Origin of the sequence: Aquidulcibacter sp. (assembly GCF_020253525.1) — a bacterium.
Classification (GTDB): Bacteria; Pseudomonadota; Alphaproteobacteria; order Caulobacterales; family Aquidulcibacteraceae; genus Aquidulcibacter.
The window spans coordinates 25,323-43,655 of the sequence record NZ_JADCBK010000058.1; the positions used below are offsets into that span (position 1 = coordinate 25,323).

The 18,333-nt window shown below is 54.7% G+C and carries 16 protein-coding genes; 8 read left to right on the forward strand and 8 right to left on the reverse strand.

The genetic code is table 11. The annotated features are described in order from the left end of the window. The first annotated feature begins 26 nt into the window (after positions 1-26). The 3 genes from IOB61_RS07715 to IOB61_RS07725 are packed head-to-tail and all read left to right on the forward strand — an operon-like array spanning position 27 to position 2,952. Positions 27-776, forward strand: a complete 750-nt coding sequence (locus IOB61_RS07715) for a phosphoadenylyl-sulfate reductase (RefSeq protein ID WP_290814667.1) — start codon at positions 27-29, stop codon at positions 774-776. Further along, a complete protein-coding gene (gene cysD / locus IOB61_RS07720) occupies positions 773-1,681 on the forward strand; it encodes a sulfate adenylyltransferase subunit CysD (protein ID WP_290814670.1) in 909 nt (302 codons plus the stop codon). Before IOB61_RS07715 ends, cysD begins: the two co-directional genes overlap by 4 nt. Continuing rightward, on the forward strand, positions 1,681-2,952 hold the full coding sequence (locus IOB61_RS07725; RefSeq protein ID WP_290814673.1) for a GTP-binding protein: 1,272 nt from the start codon (positions 1,681-1,683) through the stop codon (positions 2,950-2,952). The genes cysD and IOB61_RS07725 overlap by 1 nt, the downstream gene beginning before the upstream one ends. A 26-nt stretch (positions 2,953-2,978) precedes the next feature. On the opposite strand, the gene IOB61_RS07730 is transcribed toward IOB61_RS07725, so the two are convergent. Beyond that, positions 2,979-3,749, reverse strand: a complete 771-nt coding sequence (locus IOB61_RS07730; protein WP_290814676.1) for a nuclear transport factor 2 family protein — start codon at positions 3,747-3,749, stop codon at positions 2,979-2,981. 90 nt (positions 3,750-3,839) lie between these two features. Between IOB61_RS07730 and IOB61_RS07735 the strand changes: the two genes are divergently transcribed. The 3 genes from IOB61_RS07735 to IOB61_RS07745 all read left to right on the forward strand — a co-directional run bounded on the left by IOB61_RS07735 (position 3,840) and on the right by IOB61_RS07745 (position 5,748). Continuing rightward, positions 3,840-4,211 (forward strand): helix-turn-helix domain-containing protein, encoded by a 372-nt coding sequence (locus IOB61_RS07735; RefSeq protein ID WP_290814679.1) that lies wholly within the window; start codon positions 3,840-3,842, stop codon positions 4,209-4,211. Positions 4,212-4,318: 107 nt separating this feature from the next. Continuing rightward, a complete protein-coding gene (locus IOB61_RS07740; RefSeq protein ID WP_290814682.1) occupies positions 4,319-5,347 on the forward strand; it encodes a hypothetical protein in 1,029 nt (342 codons plus the stop codon). A 41-nt stretch (positions 5,348-5,388) separates the two neighbouring features. Next, a complete protein-coding gene (locus IOB61_RS07745; RefSeq protein WP_290814685.1) occupies positions 5,389-5,748 on the forward strand; it encodes a hypothetical protein in 360 nt (119 codons plus the stop codon). A 6-nt stretch (positions 5,749-5,754) separates the two neighbouring features. Here IOB61_RS07745 and IOB61_RS07750 read toward each other — a convergent pair whose 3' ends face one another. The 7 genes from IOB61_RS07750 to IOB61_RS07780 form a co-directional block, all read right to left on the reverse strand. After that, positions 5,755-6,915, reverse strand: coding sequence for an AAA family ATPase (locus tag IOB61_RS07750; RefSeq protein WP_290814688.1), 1,161 nt, complete (start codon positions 6,913-6,915; stop codon positions 5,755-5,757). A gap of 132 nt (positions 6,916-7,047) precedes the next feature. Continuing rightward, entirely contained in the window at positions 7,048-9,789 is a 2,742-nt protein-coding gene (locus IOB61_RS07755; RefSeq protein ID WP_290814691.1) for a TonB-dependent siderophore receptor, read from the reverse strand. Positions 9,790-10,097: 308 nt separating this feature from the next. Further along, entirely contained in the window at positions 10,098-11,207 is a 1,110-nt protein-coding gene (locus IOB61_RS07760) for a histidinol-phosphate transaminase (protein ID WP_290814694.1), read from the reverse strand. A 37-nt stretch (positions 11,208-11,244) separates the two neighbouring features. Beyond that, positions 11,245-12,072, reverse strand: coding sequence for a sulfite exporter TauE/SafE family protein (locus IOB61_RS07765; protein WP_290814697.1), 828 nt, complete (start codon positions 12,070-12,072; stop codon positions 11,245-11,247). 177 nt (positions 12,073-12,249) lie between these two features. After that, the gene (locus tag IOB61_RS07770; RefSeq protein WP_290814700.1) at positions 12,250-12,900 is read right to left on the reverse strand and encodes a glutathione S-transferase; all 651 of its coding nucleotides are present in this window, start codon (positions 12,898-12,900) and stop codon (positions 12,250-12,252) included. Between the two features lie 4 nt (positions 12,901-12,904). Beyond that, complete coding sequence (bla, locus tag IOB61_RS07775; protein ID WP_290814703.1) at positions 12,905-13,837, reverse strand: class A beta-lactamase; 933 nt, start codon at positions 13,835-13,837, stop codon at positions 12,905-12,907. 37 nt (positions 13,838-13,874) lie between these two features. Next, the gene (locus IOB61_RS07780; RefSeq protein ID WP_290814706.1) at positions 13,875-14,546 is read right to left on the reverse strand and encodes a TetR/AcrR family transcriptional regulator; all 672 of its coding nucleotides are present in this window, start codon (positions 14,544-14,546) and stop codon (positions 13,875-13,877) included. 180 nt (positions 14,547-14,726) lie between these two features. Here IOB61_RS07780 and IOB61_RS07785 point away from each other — a divergent pair, with 180 nt between their 5' ends. Next, positions 14,727-16,037 (forward strand): HlyD family efflux transporter periplasmic adaptor subunit, encoded by a 1,311-nt coding sequence (locus tag IOB61_RS07785; RefSeq protein ID WP_290814709.1) that lies wholly within the window; start codon positions 14,727-14,729, stop codon positions 16,035-16,037. Further along, positions 16,034-18,333 (forward strand): efflux RND transporter permease subunit (locus IOB61_RS07790; RefSeq protein WP_290814712.1); only part of this gene is annotated, 2,300 nt, incomplete at its 3' end. The genes IOB61_RS07785 and IOB61_RS07790, both read left to right, overlap by 4 nt.

The following is an 18,333-nucleotide window of genomic DNA, read 5'->3' on the forward strand; positions in this document are numbered from 1 at the left end:
GCCGGGGCATAAAAAAGTTGTGCACCATGATCCTCCTCGATCAGTCAGAAAAACTGGTAACACCCAAAGCCGACCCCAAACGGCTCGCGACACTCGTGGTTCAGTTGGAAGCAAGCCTAAGGGCAATTGGCGCTCCAGGCAGGGCGGCACTGGCGAGCTCGCTCTCGGCAGAAGACATGGTCTTAACCGATGTGATCGCCAGATTGGGCCTAAACATTGACATTTTCACCTTGCAAACCGGCAGGCTCCATCCAGATACGGTCGCCATGATCGCGCGGACCGAGGCGCGCTACGGCGTGACCGTGCATCAATTTGAACCCGAAGTGGATGCACTGGCTGATTTTGTCGCCACCTATGGTCTCAACGGCTTTTATGAGAGCTTGGAAGCCCGCAAGGCCTGCTGTGGCGTGCGCAAGCTTGAACCCTTGGGCCGCGCCTTGAGTGGCTATGATGCGTGGATCACGGGCCAAAGACGCGAACAATCTCTGACCCGCATACAGTTGGAAGAGCGCGAGGAAGATATAGCGCACGATCTGGTCAAATATAATCCGCTCGCCGCCTGGGCTTGGACAGATGTGCTGGCCTATGCTCAGCAGTTTCAAGTCCCTCTCAATCCACTCCATGCCCGCGGTTACGTTTCGATTGGCTGTGACCCGTGCACGCGTGCCATTCGGCCCGGTGAGCATGCCCGTGACGGGCGTTGGTGGTGGGAAAATGCCGACTCCAAAGAATGCGGCCTGCACCAGAATAATCACAATAAGGAAACAATCGCATGACCTTTTTTAGCCGTCTCCTCCACCTTGACCGCCTCGAGTCAGAAGCCATTTACATTCTGCGCGAGGCCGCGGCGCAAAGTCGTAATCCTGCACTTCTGTTCTCGGGCGGTAAGGATAGTGCCGTCTTGTTGCATCTGGCGCTGAAGGCTTTCCGGCCAGAAAAGCTGCCATTCCCGCTCCTGCATGTCGACACCGGTCATAATTTTGAAGGCGTCACCCAATTCCGCGACGAAACCGCCGCGAGATTGGGCGAACGTTTGGTCGTGGCCCATGTTGAAGAGTCGATCCAACGCGGCACTGTGCGCTTGGCTTCGCCCACGGCCAGTCGCAATGCAGCGCAAGCTGTTACCTTGTTGGAAGCGATTGAGACCCATGGCTTTGACCTTTTGCTCGGCGGTGCCCGACGCGACGAGGACAAAGCGCGGGCTAAAGAACGTGTGTTCAGTCACCGGGATGCCTTTGGGGCTTGGAACCCTAAATCGCAACGGCCTGAACTCTGGGATCTTTATAATGGCCGCTTGCAAACGGGGGAGAACTTCCGTGTTTTCCCGCTATCCAATTGGACGGAATTGGATATCTGGACCTATATAGAGCGCGAGAAGATTGCTCTTCCCAGCCTTTACTTCGCCCATGTTAGACCTGTCGTGCGCGATGGCGATTATTGGCGACCAGTCACGCCAGTGACACCTGCAGCCGAGGGTCAGCTGGTTGAGAACCGTCTTGTCCGCTTCCGCACTGTTGGGGACATGACCTGCACATGCCCGATTGAAAGCAATGCTGCGGATGTTTCTGCCATCATCGCTGAAACCCGACTGAGTACTTTGTCAGAGCGTGGGGCTACCCGCATGGACGATAAGGTGAATGAAGCCGCTATGGAACGGCGCAAGCGCGAGGGCTATTTCTGATGACCCAGGCTCAAACCAAGCTCGTTCGCGTAGTTACAGCAGGCAGCGTTGATGACGGAAAATCGACTTTAATCGGACGCATCCTGCACGATTCTCAAGCTTTGATGAGCGATCAAGTCGATGCCCTATCAAATGCCCGCTTCAGCCGCGCTGAGGAGGGTGACCTTGACTTGTCCTTTGTTACCGATGGTCTTGAGAGTGAGCGCGAGCAGGGCATCACGATTGATGTTGCTTACCGTTATTTTGCTACGCCCCAAACATCCTTCATTGTTATTGATGCGCCGGGACATGAGCAATATACCCGCAATATGGTGACGGGGGCGAGCAATGCCGATGTGGCCATTGTCTTGGTGGATGCATCGCGATTACATCAGGGTGCGCTTAAAGTTCAAACTCGCCGCCATGCGACGATTGCCCATCTCTTGGGCCTAAAGGTGGTGTTTGCCGTCAATAAGATGGACCTCGTCAATTGGTCTCAAAAGGTGTTCCTTGAAGTCGAGGAGAGTCTGAAGCGCTTAAGCCGCAGCCTCGGCATTACCAATGCTGCCATCGTGCCGATCAATGCACGTTCGGGCGATAATGTGGTTTCGAAAAGCCCTGCTGCAAGCTGGTATGACGGGTCCTCGCTTTTAGACATTCTCCAAAGCCAAGGTGAGGGGACAGATTTGAGCGAGCTTCCGTTCCGCTTTTCCATCCAACGTGTAGTCCGCGTCGACGGTCACACGATTGAGGCGCAACGCGGCTATGCGGGTCGCATTGCCTCAGGGCAGATAGCCATTGGAGACGAGGTCTTTGTTGGGCCGCATCGCCGTCCGACCAAAATCGTCCGCATTGAGACCTATGATCAGAGCTTGGACCGCGCAGAAGCTGGGCAATCCGTGACGCTCTATACCGAGGATGAAGTCGATGCCGCCCGCGGTGACCTGCTCACCCGGGGCGAAGCCAATTATGCCAAACGCGTAACCGCGGACCTGTGCTGGTTGGACGACCAGGTTTGGGATCCACGCCGCCGCTATATTGTTCAACAGGGCACTTCGAGCATCCTGTCACGCATCGAAAACGTATTGCATATTCGCGATATGCGGGACCTTTCTGAAGTGCGGGGCGATCAAGCTCTGAAACTGAATGACATTGCCTTGGTTCAACTTCAAACCCAAACACCGATCTTGGCCGATCTATTTCAAGATAATCCCAAGACGGGGGCTTTTATCTTGATCGACCCAGACACCAATCAAACCGCCGCAGCCGGTATGATACGTGGGGTGGCCTAAAGCCACCCCAAGTCCTTGGTGACTGGCTAGAACTTACCATTTGCATGGGGCATCTCGTCGGGAATCGTCGAGAGCGTGTCCCAGTGCTCGACAATCTTGCCATCCTCAATACGGAACAGATCAAAGAAGGCCGTCGGCACATCGCCAAGTTTGCCTTCTGAAGCGGTGAACACGAAATTGCCTTCCGCCACCACGAGAGGCGTGCGGGCATAGGTCATGGCTTGCCCTGCATCGGCAAAGGCCTGCATCGCTGCCCCCAAACCGGCTAGACCGTCTGCGACTAACGGATTGTGCTGGGTGTAGGTGGTTAGGGAAATATAGTCCGTCACGCGCTCCGGCGCATGGCCTTGCAAGACCTCGCGGACAAAGCCTTGGATCAGCGCCTTGTTGCTGATTGTCTTGTCCAAATCGCAAATTTCTGTTGCACCATCGGTCATGCCATGTCCTGACGCGGTCTGGGTGACGCGAGGTTGCAGATTGTCCCAATGCTCGGCGACTTTGCCATTTTCCACGCGGAAGACATCAAATGCGACTAAGGTATCGCCGCCAAAGGCTTGCGCATTTTCATACGTTACGTGGAGCACAACCAAATCCCCCTCCGCAATAACGCGGTGAATAGTACACTTTATGCCGCTTTCCTTAAGGGCAGGGATAAAGCCGATGATCGGGGCAGCCCCGGTCGGCACGCCGACATTATGCTGAATATAATCGGGTGCCAGCAAGGCCTCAGCTTTGGCTGGGTCAAAGTCGGCGAAAATCGCCTGGACAGCGCATAAAACAATCTCGCGAGGGGTCATACAAATCTCCATAGGGTGGTTTCCAATTTGGATGCCTTGCAGTACTATTCTAATACCAAGTGTCAATTACGCACTAAAAAGGTACTAAGTATGCTTCCCATAACCGTCACCACAGAAGAAGAAAGCGGCCTGTGCCCCGTTCGCAGTATCCTTGGCACCGTCACAGGCAAGTGGAGCTCGCTGATCCTCTTATCCCTTGAGGATGGGCCCCGGCGCTTTTCTGCCATCAAGCGCGTGATTGGCGACATCACCCAACGTGTCTTGACTGAAAACCTCCGCGCCCTTGAACGTGATGGGTATGTAACACGCGAGGTTGTCGCTGGCCCGCCCGTCGAAGTGCATTATCAACTCACACCAATGGGGTCGGATATGGTTGCCCGCTTTATTCCATTGGTGACCTGGGCGGCCGACCATTATGATGCGGTCCAAGCCGCCCGGCGGAAGTATGATGGGCGGGCTTGACGGCACACTTTCCATCCAATTACCCCGCATTTGAACAAATCCCGAAAACATCTTGAAAGCAATTTCACTTAAATGTGGGCCTCTACTCTAAATGGCGGGGGCGCCACTTGATTATTCGAACTCTCTTCATTCTGGCGGGCTTGTCCGTCGTTTCAAATTGCACTTCTCAGGCAAATGCGTCTCAACCTGTCCAAGAGATCTCAAGCGCTGGCGATGAGATTGCGGCGCGCAACAAGGTTTTCAGTGAAGTAAAGAACCTGATCGCCGCCAATGACTTCAACTCTCTTACAACCCTTGAAGAGACTTACCGGACCAGTCGCTCACGGACAGCGAGTGGTTATTGGTATTTGGGGCTGTTCCACGCGGAAGTGGAAAGTTTCGTGCTTGAAGGCTTAACGGCAGCGGAGGGCTGTGTCCCGCTTCATGCTGATTTTGTTGCGCGCTGGAGGGCCGCTGTGCCGACTAATCCAGCCCCCATCATCGCCGAAGCGACCATGCTGTTGAACGAAGGCTGGTGTTATCGCGGCGATGGCTTTGCCAATACGGTCACGCCCGAGGCTTGGGCAAAATTTCAAGACAAGCTGCAGGCGGCCTATGAACTTCTTGAAACTAACAAGCAGATCGCATCCATCAATCCTGAATATTATGCGGTGCAAACCACACTCTACCGTGGCCTCAATGCGCCAGCGGATAAGTTCAAGGATTTGATGGATGAAGCCACCAAGCGGGAACCGGGTTACCATCGGACTTATACCAATGGTGTCTTCTACCACTTGCCAAAATGGGGCGGGAGTTGGGGGGAAGTAGATCACTTTTTGCGCTACGCCGCCAAGAAATCAGAGAAGACGGACGGAAGTGGCCTTTATGTCCGCATCCTATGGAATCTCGAAGTCTGTAATTGCGACATCATCAAAGAAGTTGCCGATTGGCCAACCTTGCAGGCCTCCATGCGCGATGTCTATCAGCGTTTCCCCAACGGTCGAAACCGAGAATATTTTATGAAGCTTTCCTGCAAAATGGGTAAGCCTCAAGAGGCCTTCGATCTCGCACGAATGGCTTTCCCAGAGAAAGGCAAAGACGAGCTCAATTCAATGACCATGCAGGCCTGCAGCGAGGCGATGGCGGAGTCGAGGTAATGGAGTATCAGTTTGAACAGAATGGGCGTCGGCCAATCGTCATGTTTGCCGCCGTGCTCGGTGCCGTCATGGTCAGTGGCGGGCTCTATTATGACGCGCCTTGGTACTTTCTTGCGATGCCGGCGATAGCTGGATTGATGGCGCTGCTGATGCTCATTCAAAATAGCCGGAGTGGGCTGAAGCTTAACGCGCAATCGCTCACGCTCTTTAAGGACAATTGGCAGGAAGAAATTCCACTCTCGACAATCACACGCCTGCGAACGACCCAGTTCTCAAGCGGTCAACCAAGTGTTTGGCTCGACCGTGTTGGCGCACCTCCCTATCGCATTCCCGGCTATTGCTTTGGTTCTGCACAGGACTTGAAGCAAGCATTGGCCGCCCACGGAATCGCAACCGACTAAATCGGCCTAAGAACGGCTGGGCCAATTCCAGCTTGGCTTGTCTGGACCAGAAATCACAGTCTCACCCAAATGCTTGCTGAGCTCAAACATCGAGACGTCGGCCTCGTCAGCCAAAGCTGCTACAAGGGTTGGCGCGTGGGTTACGATAATCAATTGGGTACGCCGCGCAGCCGTCACGATTAAGCGCGCCAGGGGGGCCAAAAGCTCTGGATGCAGGCTTGTCTCAGGCTCATTCAACACCATCAGAGACGGCGGATCCGGCGACAGAAGCGCTGCGACCAAAAGCAAATAGCGCAGGGTTCCATCCGATAGCTCTGCAACCTTGAGCGCGCGCAAGAGCCCGTACTGGCGAAGCTCTAGGTCAAAATAGCCATCGTTTTTCGCCGCAATCTCAACCTCTGCCCGATCAAAGGCATCGGCAATGGCGGCATCAAATGCGGCCCCATCGCCGATCTCGCGAATGGTTTGAATCGCAGCGGCCAAGTCTGCCCCATTACTGGCTAAGACTGGTGTATAGGTGCCAATTTGCGGCTGGCGGGCAGGGGCATCGCGGTCGGTCCGCAAGTGATCATAATAGCGCCACCTGCGCAGGCGCTCTCGCAGGGTCAAAAGTTCCAGCCCATCGCGGGGATCGCTGCAATAGGTCATCATAGAGTCATAGGATGCCAAGCTGGTATGGGCCTGTTGCCACTGGCCATCTGCATCGCGCACGCGGACGCCCGGACCATTTCGTAAAGCTATGGCGTTAGACCGCCCCAAGTTTTCACCAAGCCACAGGGCTTCAGCCTTGATTGCCGGGTCCCGCGCGAATGCAGAGCTTGATGGGGCTGGTAGACCTAAGTCGATGGCATAACCATAATCTTCACCCGAAAAGCCAAGCTTCAAAGCCACTGGACCTTGCCGCCGCGTTCCTTGAACCGGCATATCACCTCGCTTCATGGCCGACGAAAAGGCCTCAGGGCCAGCCCATAAGGTAGAGTTGAGGCCGCCTTCTTGGGCAAGCGATTGGATAATCCGGCCTTGCGCGACATCTCCTAAAAGGCGAAGCGCACGATAAACATTGGACTTGCCTGCCCCGTTTGGCCCTGTCACCACATTGATCGTGCTCAGAGCTAATACGCACTCACGAAGCGACCGATACCCCGATATTGCCAGCTTCGAAATCATGAAAATGGGCCCACTCAATTCAATTGGCCCCTAGCCTAAGCGAAAGCGCCTAGCGCCTCAATGCATGAATTGAGTAATGAGACTGGGCGGATCATGGACCCGCCCAGTCAAGCTTTGGATGGGCGACCCGGCTTAAAAGGTCTTTTTGATCTTCAGATAATAATAAGCACCTTGCCAGTCGATGAGGGAGTCGGATCGATAGACCCGACCGTTTCCGGTTTCACCCAAGCGCGCTGCCCCTTCATCTGGATATTCGTTTGTGATGTTGCGAACACCGGCGGTCACAATGACATCTTTTGGGAAGTCATAAGAGACTTCCATATCAATCAGGACTTCGCTGCCGAGCTTCTGCTTGATCAAGCCCTCGGGATAGACCGTGCTGGTTGGACATTTGAAGATGCTGATCGGTTGTGCGGTCAAACAATTGGATGCGGTGTAAGAGCCCCAATAATTCGCCCGCACCATGCCCGAGAATTTGCCGACGCGGTGATTGACGGTGAAGTTTGACTTGAATTCCGGCACGCCATTTTCAAAGTCAAAGACATCTTCTTCCAAGAAGAGTAGCGCAGATGGTGACCCAATCAGAATGTCGCCAACCTTAAACGTGTTATAATTGGCGCTGAGGGTGAAATTGGTAGTACCATAATCGCCAAAGTCTGCCCGATAGGTCCCCACAAAGTCGACGCCCTTCGTCACAGAATCAAATGCATTCTGGAAGAATTGCACGGCCCCAATGGTGTTTGCCCCCGGCACATTGGCTGCGATCAAGGCGGCTTGAATGGTCGGCGTCACCGTGATGGAGCGCGTTGCATAGAATTGGCCTTCAATATCGATTTGATAGAAGTCGAGGGTAAGGTTGAAGCCGCCCAAGGCCGCTGTGACCCCGGCGGAATAATTCTTCGACCGTTCCGGCTCCAAAGGCTTTGCCCCAAGGAAGAGCGAGACCGGATTGGTAGCCGGGAAGAGACCCGAAGCAACCGGCTCACTGGCCGGGAAGCGGGTCGACACATTGGCTGTCGATAATTGTCCCGGTGTCGGGGCGCGGAAGCCCGTGCCAATCGACGCGCGAAGATTGATGTCATCGGTCAATTCATAGCGCGCGGCGATCTTGCCGTCAGTGGTAGAGCCAAAGTCTTCATAATCTTCAAATCGGCCAGCAACACCGACAAACAGCTTGTCCGTCACATCGGCCTCGAAGTCGACATAGACGGCATAGCTGCCGCGGTCGATGGCACCCGAATAGTCTGGGTTATTGCCGGGGAAACCGTCAGAGCCGACGCCCAAGAGGCGGTACACAGGGTCGCTTGCATTGGCGCAATTCAGGGTGGAACCTGCCGCGATAACTGCAAGACCGGCTGCTGTGGGGGTGCGTGTGGCGATCGGTTGAGCTAAGTTACAAAAGCCCCACGGGTCAGGCTTTGCATAGGGTCCCGCTGCCCACGATTCCTTATTACCCTCCACCAATTCATAGCCTTCAGAGCGATATTCTGCGCCATAGGAAATGGTCAAAGGGGACGCAAACATCGCAACCGGCAACTCATAAGAGAAGTCTAGATTGAAAGCGGTTTCATCCGCCACCAAATCGCCGGGACTGAAGGAGGTGGGCGACGCAGGACCGTAGGAAGGATTTTGCGTCTCCGAAAGACCGTAGGAAATCTTGTTATAGCCATAGCGAATAGTAGCATCATAAGACCAACGGGGGGATAGTTCGCCCCGAACACCCGCGGTCAATGAATAGTCAATGACATTACCGGAAAAGCGCGGCGTATAGCCGGCCGGGAAGCGCGAGGTCCCTGTCCATGTCGTCCCGTTCTGCAAACGGATCGCCGGACCCAAAGTGCCTTGGCTGCCGTTTGGATTGGGGGTTTGACCAAACTCAGGGTCAGGGAAGCGATAATTGAAGTCGCCACTGCCTTCTGAATTGGAATAGTTTGCAAACGCATAGAGGTCGATCTTGTCGGAGACCTTATAGCCCGCATTCACAAACGAGCGGAAAGCGACATTTTCAGGCTGGCCCCAGATCTGCACATTGCTGCTGTTATTGCGGGTGCCTGGGCCAAATAGACCGGCAAATTGCGGATAGGTTGCGCGGTAAAGCGCGACGTCAAAACCAGTGCCAACACCCGTGGCGGTATCATATTGCGGGCTTTGCGCACGCGACCATTGATCACCACGATTGGTCCCTTGGGCAGAATTGGCTTCCACACTGATACTGACAAAGCCAGACTCGCCAAGCGCTAATCCCAAATTGCCGGATATCGTAATGTCCTCGCCATCGCCTTCGGTATATTGACCCATAGAGGCACTGAGTTCGCCGCCTGAGTCATTGTCCTTCAGAATGAAATTCAATACCCCAGCAATTGCATCGGACCCATATTGCGCCGCTGCCCCATCGCGCAGGACTTCGACCGTTTTGAGGGCCGAAGCTGGAATGGTTGCAACGTCTGGCCCTTGCGTACCACTGCCGCCAATCGTCACCAGTGCGGCCCGGTGACGGCGCTTTGAATTGACCAAGACCAAGGTTTTGTCAGAGGTCAGACCCCGCAAGGTCGCGGGTCGTATAAAGGTCGCCCCATCCGAAATCGGCTGTCGGAACGTGTTAAAAGATGGCACCAAGGTTTTGAGCACGTCTTGTGTGTCGGTGAAGGCGACAGCTGTGATGGCCTCACTGGTCAAGACATCGACTGGCACCGCTGAATCTGCAACCGTCCGCCCTCGCGTTCTGGTTCCGGTGACGACGACCACCTCACCCACTTTTGTTGTATCTGCGCTGGTCGCTTCTTGGGCCTGAGATACCGCGGGAAGCGTTACCCCAACAGCCAGAAGGCTAACCGCCACTGCAAGGCCACTGGCCCCATTTTTTAATTTCAGCATCGTTCATCCCCTCATCGATCCACGCGCTGGATCGTGTTGAATCTCTCGATGGCTGTTTCCCCGGCTTCATGCTTTGCCAGGTCGAAATGCAAGTCTAGCAGATTCGAATTATTTTTATGCGTGAGGCTGAAATAGGCCAAAGTATCATCTTTTTTGTGCAAAAACGCCTAATTTTTATGCCTTAATTCAATGAGTTAATCGAATAATCTTCTAGACAAAATAATGGGCATGCAGGATTATTCTGCATGCCCATGCCTTGGATTTAAACCTAGAGCCAGACCCCAAACTGGGTCTTTGACCTCTGCCTTCTAAGCGCGAATGACCTCAGGCAAAGCCTTACAATAGCGCTCCACGTCCGGCAGTTTACCCATGCTGACCCGGCTCCAATTGGTGTGGGTGCCATAGACGCCGCGGATCAGGATTTTCTTAGCTTCCATCCGCTCGCGCACAATATTCGCATTCATCCCAACATTGACCCAAACGAAATTGGTGGAAGAGGGCAGGGCCGTGAGGCCGGCGCTTTTCACAGCAGCCATAACCATTTCGCGGGCTTCCACAATTTTGCTGCGGGAGTAAGTCAGGAAGGCCTCATCACTATAGCATGCAACCGCTCCTGCGAGGCCCACACTATTCATGCCGCCCATCACATAGGGCCGGATTTTGGCGATATTGGCAGGGGTTGAAATCACATAGCCGACGCGAATGCCTGCCATGCCGTAAATCTTAGAGAAGGTGCGGGTGATGGCGATATTGTGCCCTGCACGAATGAGATCAACAACTGAGTTTGAAACCGGTTGGTCGGAAAGCTCAATATAGGCTTCGTCGATCAAGACGGTTGTCTTGGCTGAAGCGGCCTTGGCAAAGGCGTGGATGTCGGCAGCCTTTTCCAAAATGCCGGTTGGATTATTCGGGTTACAGACCGAGATCAGCGAGGTCTCTGGCGTAATGGCTGCTTCCATCGCGATGAAGTCATGGGAATAGTCCGGCTTAAGCGGCACGCGAACGGTTTTGACACCCTTATCTTCAGCAAATTTGAAATAGGCATCCCAGAACAGATTTGTACTGATCAACGTGCCCTTCATGCCATAAGCTAAACCAATGGCGTTCAGCAATTCGCCAGACCCTGAGGACACAATGATATGGTCGGGTGTAACGCCGTGACGTTCTGCAATCATCTCCATCAAGCGCTGGATGCCGCCACCTGGATAATAGGCCCCCGTTGAAAGGGCCTCCGTCATGGCCTTGATCGCACTGGGTGCTGGCCCATAGGGATTCTCATTGAGGCCGAGGCGGGCAAAACCCGGTGCAGGACCCAGCAATGGGGCGGCAGTAGGTTCGGCTGCCGATGCCGTTTTTGTAAGGCTTAAGGCCGCACCGCCTGCGGCAGCCCCCAATAGCAAACGTCTTGAAAGATCCATCGCCGTAACTCCTTTTCCCTGCTTGTCGTGGTGAGACTTAACTAAGACCTTCATGCAGCATCATGGCTGATGTGACCAGAAGGTAGATTCCAAAAGCGCGCTTAAGCATCACAGCATTGAGCGCATGGGCGGCACGTACGCCTAAGGGCGCGGTGAAGTAAGACATAGCTGCAATGGCCACAGCTCCTAGAATATTGATATAGCCAATGGAGCCCATGGGCAGGGACGCATGCCCCCAACCGATTATAGCAAAGCCGATGGCACCGGGGATTGCGATAATCGCCCCAAGTCCAGCAGCTGTTGCCACCGCGCGATGGATCGAGCGACCGTAAGAGGTCATCACCAGAATGGCGATGGTGCCGCCTCCAATCCCCAAAAGCGCGGAGAAGCCACCGAGGAAGGTGGCCAAGCCTGCCCGCAAAGGACCTGTCGGCATGTCGCGGGCGATTGGGTCTTTGCGCTCAAGAATCGGGAAGACAAAATGCAAGCCCATGATGAAGACGCCGGTGGCAAAGACAAGGACGAGCACTTGGCCTTTGACCGAGCCCGCCAGAACCAAACCACCCGCAACACCCAAGACGATCCAAGGGGCCCAGCTCTTGAGAATTTCAAAATCGACCACGCCTCTGGCGGCATGGGCTTGAACGGAGCGCAACGAAGTTACGATAATGGTCGCAAGGCTCGTCCCGACAGCCACATGGGTAATCACACTCGGGTCCACGCCAAAATAATGATAAACCGCGATCAAAGCCGGTACGACCACAAAGCCGCCACCAATGCCAAACAGGCCAGCGGCAAACCCAGCCGTTAGTCCTGCCGCCATCAGCGCCAAGACCAAGGGAATTTGAACCGCTAAGTCCCCCATATTCATCTAATGCCTTGCCCCACGTCGCATCGGAAATTCAATGTCCAGATAGCGCTATCACGCGATCGGGAGCGCATAAGCAGGCAAGCTCAAAATTTTGTGAGTTTTGGTGATTTCGCGTGTTGAATGAATTTGGATTGCGCAGTTGCTGTTTAGTTTTGCTCAATCCATAGGCGATTAGGTGACAGGGTCGTCATTGAAAATGGGTGGCTGACCCGATTCCCAAACCGGAAACTTCGTCATGATGCGGGCGAATAGGGGTCCATCACTAAAGAAGGCAAGCCAGTTTCGAAGCCGTTCTAAGGGGACTTGTTGAAACCAAACTGGATCAACAGCTGCAAACTGGCGCACAAAGGGAAACAGGCAGATATCGACCAAAGTGGCAGACTCTCGAACCAAAAATGCAGAATTGGCAAGGCGAGCTTCCAAGTCCATTAGAATTTCTAAGCCCTGCTCGCGCGCCATTTCCATGGGTATTTGATAACGCTGGGGGTACTTATACTGATCCAAAAAGGCCTTAAACGGCCCATCATTGCGATCTACGAGCGCCTTTTGCTCTGGCCCCCAACCTTCTAGCCAGTGCTCTGGATCCTGAAGTGCGAGAGCATAAAGCATAATATCACGGCTTTCCTCGAGAACCTGCCCGTCAGGCAAGAGCAGGACAGGAACCGTGCCTTTGGGTGAAATAGCCAACATCTGGGGTGGCTTTGCCTTTAAGGAGACTTCGCGGACCTCATAGCGCAGGCCTGCAACCGCCAGCGCCAGCCGCGCCCGCATGGCATAGGGGCAACGGCGGAAGCTGTAGAGGATAGGATAAACGGGCTTCATGGCCTTATGCGATTGCCCAGCGCGACGCGATGCGACCAACTTCTGCGAGCACGGCCTGGAATTCATCGCGGGTTTCGCCATAGCCGATATTGGTATTGAAATAGGCCGCAATAAGGATGGGCGCGCGACCAGGCGGCCACACGATCGCGACATCATAATATTTGTCGGTCATCCCTTCACTCATCGCGGTTCCTGTCTTGTCGCCCGCCTTCCACGCTGCTGGAAGGCCAGCGCGGATACGTTTTAGGCCCGTCTGGGTTTCAATCATCCAGCCAATCAATAAATCCTTCGAGCCTTGAGACAGATAATCTGTTGTCAAATAGCGGGCGATGAGCCGCGCCATCGCCGCAGGCGAGGTGGTGTCACGGGGGTCATCGGCAGCTACGCGGTTCATCATCGGCTCGTAGCGGTCCAAGCGCGTAACCGCGTCGCCCGCTGCCCGAAAGCGCTGGGTCAGACCCTCTGGCCCACCCAATTCGCGCATGATGAGATTGGCGGCGGGGTTATCGCTGGTGATTTGTGCAGCTTTGGCCAAGTCACCAATCGTCATACCACCCGCGCTTAAATTAGCGCCTGTCACTGGGGCGTGGGCGACCATATCGGCCGCTGAATAAGGGATAAACTGATCAAACTTGCGCGTGCCAGCATCAACATCGCGCAAGACTTCTGCGGCAAGCGGCAATTTGAAGGTCGAACACATGGCAAAGCGCGCATCCTGCCGATGACCAACAAGTTCGCCAGTGGAAGTATCAAAAATAGCCACACCAAGCCTGCCTTGCGACTTGGCCTCAAGGGCTGCGAGTTCGGCGGTCGGGGCTTGACGGGCTGCTACTTTGACCGCTGGTGCCGCGCAGGAAGACAAACTGGGAAATGCGAGCGCACTGGTTAGCGCAAAGCCCATGAACGCACGTCGGTCGCTTTGGGGGATTGGGCTCATCTCTCACTCCTCAAGCGCATGACATGGCGCAGCGCCACTACGCCTTGTTCTGATAGGCTGCCAAAATGATTTCGACATGGAAGTCAATCATGGCCTCAACATCCCCCCACGGAAAATCGGGCCGCGCCAATAAAAGGGCACAGAGACCATGCATGCTTGCCCAGAGGCTTTGTGCCAAGTGATCGGTCGAGCCTTCGCGGAGATGACCTTCTTGTTGCAAGAGTGCGACTTCATCCCTGAAACTTGCGAATGCTTGCATCCCGGGCAGAATATCTGGGTTGAAGGCTTCCACTTCGTGCATCGGGCCTTCCAGCATGAAGGCGATGCGATAGGCCGCCCCTTGATCTAGGGCGAAACCAATATAGCCGCGTATCATGGCTTCTAAGCGGGCTGGGGCGGGAATATCGGCAGTGCGAATTCTACCAATCAAGCTTTCCAAGCTTGAGAAGGCCCGTGCCGACAAAGCATTGGCCAAAGCTTCCTTGGTAGCGAAATGGGCGTAGAGACTGGGCTGGGAAATGCCAACGGCATTCGCGATCATGCGCGTCGAGGTCCCAGCAATGCCATAGGTCAGAAACAGACGCGAGGCATGATTGAGAATATCCTCACGCCGATCTGCCCCTTTCAACCGGTGCACAATCGCGGCGCGCGGTGCATCCGCCGAGGGGCTTGTTGACTGCTGGGCAGATTTTTTTCTGTAGATTGTCACTTTCCCTCTTGACCTCTTCGAGATTTACGCCATCCTATCACTGATAGGTTACTAGTCCAACTGAAATTCTCCTCCCCAGTACGGCGAAAAATGACCAAACAAAAAAAACTGAAGTACGACCTCCCCCAACGGGGAGGTCATTCCCTTAAACTACGCCTGAGTCTCTTAGCAGGCGTGGCAATGATTCTATCTGCTTGTGGCAATGGGGCGGATAAATCAAAAGCAGCAGATCCAGTTTTGGTCGAAATCAAACGCGCACAAAGCGTCAACGCCCAAACGGAGATCGTGGCCACAGGCTCCTTCCGGCGGGAAAAAGAAATAGATTTGTCCTTCCGCATTGGCGGGGTTTTGCGCGAAGTCAATTTTCGCGAAGGCCAATTGATTGAAAGAGGCGTTGTGGTCGCCAGTATCGACCCCACGCAAGTGGAAGCCCAAATCATCCAAGCGCAAGCCCAAGCGATGCAAGCCACAGCCGGCATTGGCCAAGCCGTTGAACAAGCCCGTGCCGCAACTTCTTCCATCGCTTCTGCGCGGGCAGGCCAAGCACAAGCCGAAGCCAATACCAGTCGTGCTGCCGCGGCCTTGGCACAGGCACAGGCCGACCTTGCCAATGCGCGGCGCGATTATGATCGTGACGCGACTTTGGTTCAAAAGGGCTTTGTCTCTGAAGCACGCTTGGACGCGCGCAAAACACGGCTTGATGTTGCAGAAGCCACCGTTCGCTCAGCAGAAGCAGGCTTAATTGCTGCCCGCCAAGGTGCCCTCGCAGCCAATGCCGGCATCACCCAAGCCCAAGCCAGTGCCGGGGCTGCACAAGCGGGTGTTCAAGCGGCCTCAGGTCGGGCGCGTGCCGCCGAAGCAGGTGTGTCTGCTGCAGCCTTCGACCGCCGCTGGGCCAGATTGATTGCCCCAGTCCGCGGCATTGTCCTGACCCGCGTTGCAGAGCCCGGCGAGATTACCGCACCTGGCCAACCGATTTTGACCGTTGCAGACGAAGACTCACCTCTGATCTTACGCACCCCGGTTTCGGATAAGGATGTCGCCCGTATTCAGGTTGGCGATTCTGCGGATGTCTATGTGTCAGCTTTAAGCAGGACCCTGAAAGGCGTTGTCACCCGGGTCGCTGAGCGCGCCGATCCCCGCACGGGGGCGTTTGACATTGATATTGCTGTTGAAGGTGGGGGCGAGGTGAAGACCGGTTTCTTTGCCGAAGCCCGCATCAAGGCCAAGACAAGTGCAACACCTTTGCCTGCCAGCAATGAAGTTCTGGTTCCAACCGAATCCTTGATTGGTGTCACCAATGGCAAAGCGAGCCTTTACATTCTCAATGGCGACCAAAAGACCGTGCGTCTTGTCAGCGTCGATTTCATTCGTTTGGAAGGCAATCAGGCCTTAGTTCGGGGCATTCCGGCGGGCGTTGGCATTGTGACTTCCGGCGGGGCTTATGTCAGCGACAAAGCGCAAGTCTCGGTCGTTGAGGCAAAGTCGTGATTGCCTCTAAGTTCAATCCAGCGCGCTTTACCGTAGAACGCTGGCAATTCACCCTGTTGGCCTTTGCCCTGTTAGCGCTTCTCGGCCTAAACGCTTTCCAGTCTATTCCACGTTCGGAAGACCCTCACTTTCCCATTCCCATCGTTATCACCAATGTGGTTCTTCCCGGTGCGGATGCGAAAGATGTAGAAGAGCTTCTGGTTAAGCCAATCGAAGATGTGGTCGATGGCTTGGACGATGTGAAAGAAGTGCGCAGCTTTGCCGCCGACGGTGTGGCCACCATCATTGCCGAATTTGAATGGAGCACCAATCCAGAGCGCAAATATGACGAAGTCATTCGGGAAGTTAATGCGATCCGCAACACACTTCCCAGCGGCATCGTTCGATTAGAAACCCGGCGAGCGCGAACGACTGAAACCAATATCTTGCAAGTGGCCTTGGTCTCTGACCTCGTTCCTTGGAAAGATATGGAGCGAATTGCAGATGATTTGCGCGAAGAGCTGGATCGATCGCCCGGTGTCCGCAAAGCCGAATATTGGGGTGCGCCGCGATCAGAGGCACGTGTCTCGATCGATGCGGGCAGGCTTGCTACCATGCAGCTGTCGCCCACCCAAGTTGCCGACGCGCTGCGCAATGCGGGAGTCGATACCCCAATTGGGGCCATTCATGCAGGCGAACGTCGGTTCAACGTCAAAACCAAGGGTGCCTATAAAAGCCTTGAGCAAATCAAGGACGTGCCGATTTTTGCCAGTGCTAATCGCGTGGTGCGAGTCCGCGATGTGGCCGATGTCAGTTGGAACACAGCTGAAGCCAGCCATTTGACCTTCCTCAATGGCAAGCGGGCGATGTTTGTCACGGTCAAGCAACGCGACAATGTCGATGTTCAACGAGTTCGCGATGGCCTGGATAGCCGGTTGGACGCGTTCGAAAAGCGGCTTCCTGCTGGCATCAAGTTGGAGCGTGCCTTTGACCAATCGGTCAATGTCAATCATCGCTTGGGTAAACTTTATCGCGACTTTGGCATTGCTTTGGGCCTCGTCTTGATCACCCTTTTGCCTTTGGGCATTCGGGCTGGCTTTGTGGTGATGATGTCTATCCCGATGTCCCTATTGATCGGGGTCTTCTGGTTGCAGACAGCTGGCTTCACCTTAAACCAATTGTCGATCGCAGGCTTTGTGTTGTCTTTGGGGCTTTTGGTCGACGATTCCATCGTGGTGACCGAGAATATTGCGCGCCGTATTCGCGAGGGCGAGGATCGGGTTGCCGCAGCCATCAATGGGACGGGGCAAATCGCGGTTGCGGTGTTAGGCTGTACCGCCACGTTGATGTTGGCCTTCTTGCCGCTTCTATTCTTACCCGAAGGGTCGGGTCAGTTCATCAAATCTCTGCCAGTCACTGTTCTGTTGACGATTGCAGCCTCACTCTTTGTGTCACTGACGGTCATTCCCTTTCTGGCCAGCCGCTTGCTGAACAAGCATGAGGATCCAGAGGGCAATCCCTTGTTGCAGCGGATCAATACGGGCATCCACCAATTCTATACGCCCATTCTGCACCAGGCTTTGGCAAAGCCATGGCGGGCGCTGGCGATCATCTTTGCGATTTGCTTTACGTTCGTGCCCATCATTGGCGTGATCGGACAGAGCCTGTTTCCACCTGCCGGGATTCCCCAATTCTTGGTACGGGTTGAAACACCCGAGGGAACCTCTCTTGCGGTCACCCAAAAGGCAATGAATTTTGCCGAGAGCCGCCTAGAAGCCCGCAAAAAAGCTGGCGAAGTCGATTGGTATATGTCCAACCTTGGGCGCGGCAATCCCCAGATCTTCTACAACATCTTCCAGCGCGAGACCGCAACCAATTACGCCGAAATCTTTGTTCAAAAGGAGCATTGGAAAGGTAAAAAGAGCGAGCAATGGATTGAAAAGCTGCGCAAAGATTTGACCGGCTATCCTGGCGCACGCTTTACCGTGGAGGTCTTCGTCAATGGCCCGCCCGTGGAAGCGCCAATTGCGGTGCGGGTGTTTGGTGAAGATATTGACCAGTTGCAACAACTTTCGCGCACAGTCATGCTGTTGATGGAGTCAACGCCCGGCGTGCGCGACGTGGTCAATCCACTACGCCTCGACCGTTTGGATGTGGACTTAGGCATAGACGGCCAAGAAGCCGCACTTTTGGGTATCCCAGCTGGCCTTGAGAAACGGGTCGCACGATTGGCTTTGGCTGGTGAAACGGCCGGCACCTTCCGAGATGATCGGGGTGAAGACTTCCCCGTTGTCGTGCGATTGCCAACCGCGGGTCG

Bases quoted from the DNA above. Each gene is read 5' to 3' on its own strand.
- IOB61_RS07715 (WP_290814667.1), top strand. From the start codon at position 27: ATGATCCTCCTCGATCAGTCAGAAAAACTGGTAACACCCAAAGCCGAC.
- cysD (WP_290814670.1), top strand. From the start codon at position 773: ATGACCTTTTTTAGCCGTCTCCTCCACCTTGACCGCCTCGAGTCAGAA.
- IOB61_RS07725 (WP_290814673.1), top strand. From the start codon at position 1,681: ATGACCCAGGCTCAAACCAAGCTCGTTCGCGTAGTTACAGCAGGCAGC.
- IOB61_RS07730 (WP_290814676.1), bottom strand. From the start codon at position 3,749: ATGACCCCTCGCGAGATTGTTTTATGCGCTGTCCAGGCGATTTTCGCC.
- IOB61_RS07735 (WP_290814679.1), top strand. From the start codon at position 3,840: ATGCTTCCCATAACCGTCACCACAGAAGAAGAAAGCGGCCTGTGCCCC.
- IOB61_RS07745 (WP_290814685.1), top strand. From the start codon at position 5,389: ATGTTTGCCGCCGTGCTCGGTGCCGTCATGGTCAGTGGCGGGCTCTAT.
- IOB61_RS07750 (WP_290814688.1), bottom strand. From the start codon at position 6,915: ATGATTTCGAAGCTGGCAATATCGGGGTATCGGTCGCTTCGTGAGTGC.
- IOB61_RS07755 (WP_290814691.1), bottom strand. From the start codon at position 9,789: ATGCTGAAATTAAAAAATGGGGCCAGTGGCCTTGCAGTGGCGGTTAGC.
- IOB61_RS07760 (WP_290814694.1), bottom strand. From the start codon at position 11,207: ATGGATCTTTCAAGACGTTTGCTATTGGGGGCTGCCGCAGGCGGTGCG.
- IOB61_RS07765 (WP_290814697.1), bottom strand. From the start codon at position 12,072: ATGGGGGACTTAGCGGTTCAAATTCCCTTGGTCTTGGCGCTGATGGCG.
- IOB61_RS07770 (WP_290814700.1), bottom strand. From the start codon at position 12,900: ATGAAGCCCGTTTATCCTATCCTCTACAGCTTCCGCCGTTGCCCCTAT.
- bla (WP_290814703.1), bottom strand. From the start codon at position 13,837: ATGAGCCCAATCCCCCAAAGCGACCGACGTGCGTTCATGGGCTTTGCG.
- IOB61_RS07785 (WP_290814709.1), top strand. From the start codon at position 14,727: ATGATTCTATCTGCTTGTGGCAATGGGGCGGATAAATCAAAAGCAGCA.